Origin of the sequence: Paenibacillus glufosinatiresistens (assembly GCF_031470375.1) — a bacterium.
GTDB lineage: Bacteria > Bacillota > Bacilli > Paenibacillales > Paenibacillaceae > Paenibacillus_AQ > Paenibacillus_AQ glufosinatiresistens.
The window spans coordinates 1-1,477 of the sequence record NZ_JAVFHT010000042.1; the positions used below are offsets into that span (position 1 = coordinate 1).

Annotated in this window: 1 protein-coding gene and 1 pseudogene; both read left to right on the forward strand. The window is 50.3% G+C overall.

Annotated elements, in window-relative coordinates; genetic code table 11:
* Positions 1-98: 98 nt before the first annotated feature.
* Positions 99-527: an HTH domain-containing protein gene (locus RBI05_RS19205; RefSeq protein ID WP_310552213.1), complete on the forward strand. Its 429-nt coding sequence runs from the start codon at positions 99-101 to the stop codon at positions 525-527.
* 20 nt (positions 528-547) lie between these two features.
* Positions 548-1,429: pseudogene (locus RBI05_RS19210) on the forward strand (IS3 family transposase); the annotation flags it as partial.
* Positions 1,430-1,477 lie beyond the last annotated feature (48 nt).

Here is a 1,477-nt window from a genome sequence, read left to right on the forward strand (position 1 = left end):
TGAACTGTGACCCACAAGAAGGACACTTTGAAAAAAGTGACCCCTCTTGTGGGTCATTTGTGTTTTAATCAAGGTACAGGAAGAGGAGCGAAACAAAAATGGGAAAGTTGAAGCGGGTCAAATTCACAGAAGATCAAATAAAAAAGTTGGAGGAAAACCCCAACGTGGAGAGAGTATCCGAGTCAGCCATTACGTACAAGCCTGCGTTCAAACTGGAAGCATTGCAGGCCTACAAGGCAGGGCAGACACCTTCGGAGATCTTTATCCGGGCTGACTTCGACCTTGATGTAATTGGACATGAAAAGCCTAAAAAGAGCCTAAAGCGTTGGCGCGAAGCCGCCGGTCTATACGGTGAAGAAGAATTGGCTGCAGATCGACGTGGCAAAAACAGCGTGGGACGTAAGCCAGCCGGTGAATTGTCGGTGGAAGAAGAGTTGAAGCGAGCTCAGGTCAAAATTAAACTGCTCGAAGCAGAGGTCGACTTGCTAAAAAAGCTCGAGGCGCTCGAGCGGCAGAAGAAACGCTAACGGCCGCCGAGCGCTTTGAGCTCATTAACCATACCATCCGTGCATATGGCCTGAAACAGATGACACGCTACCTGTGTAAGCTCGTGGACGTTAGTCCAAGCAGCTACTACAGATGGCTTGCAGCCGAGGATAAGCGCCAGCTTCGGGCAGCTGCTGACGAGGCAGACATCTCCCTCATCAGGCAACACTTTGAGACGCTGCGCGGCAGAGCAGGCGCCCTAGTCATCAAAATGCGTCTTGAGCAAATGAGCGGTGTCATCATGAACCACAAGAAGATTCGTCGCCTCATGCGCAAGGCAGGCCTAATCGCGGTCATCCGACAAGCGAATCCTTACCGTAAGATGGCCAAGGCAACCCAGGAACACCAGACATGTCCCAACTTGTTAAAGCGTCAGTTTGACCCAGGCGAGCCCGAGAAGGTATTTCTAACCGACATCACCTACTTGCGCTACGGAAGCGGACAGTGGGCATACCTCTCCTGCGTGAAAGACGGGGCCACCAGGCAGATCCTTGCCGATTGTGTTGCAGGCACCCTGGAGCTTCCGATTGTCGAACGGACCATTCAACAACTTGTTGCACGATTGGACGGGAACATACATCCGGAAGCCATCCTACACTCTGATCAAGGGATGCATTACACCCATCCCAAAACCCGTCTTCTCATTAACAAAACAGGCTTTAAGCAATCCATGTCTCGCAGGGGCAATTGTTGGGACAATGCCCCCATGGAGTCATTCTTCGGCCATATGAAAGACGAGGTGAACTTCAGCGATTGCCAGACCATTGAGGAAGTGAGAATTCGAGTTGAGAAATACATAAGCTTTTACAATTCCGAACGATACCAATGGACATTAAAAAAGATGACCCCTGATGAATTCAGAAGTCATCTGCTTGCCAGTTAAGATTGCCGGCCCTTTACATTTACCGTCCACAATCCGGGTCACAGTTCA

What these genes read in the sequence shown, in the direction of transcription:
- RBI05_RS19205 (WP_310552213.1), top strand. Translation starts at nt 99, where the DNA reads ATGGGAAAGTTGAAGCGGGTCAAATTCACAGAAGATCAAATAAAAAAG.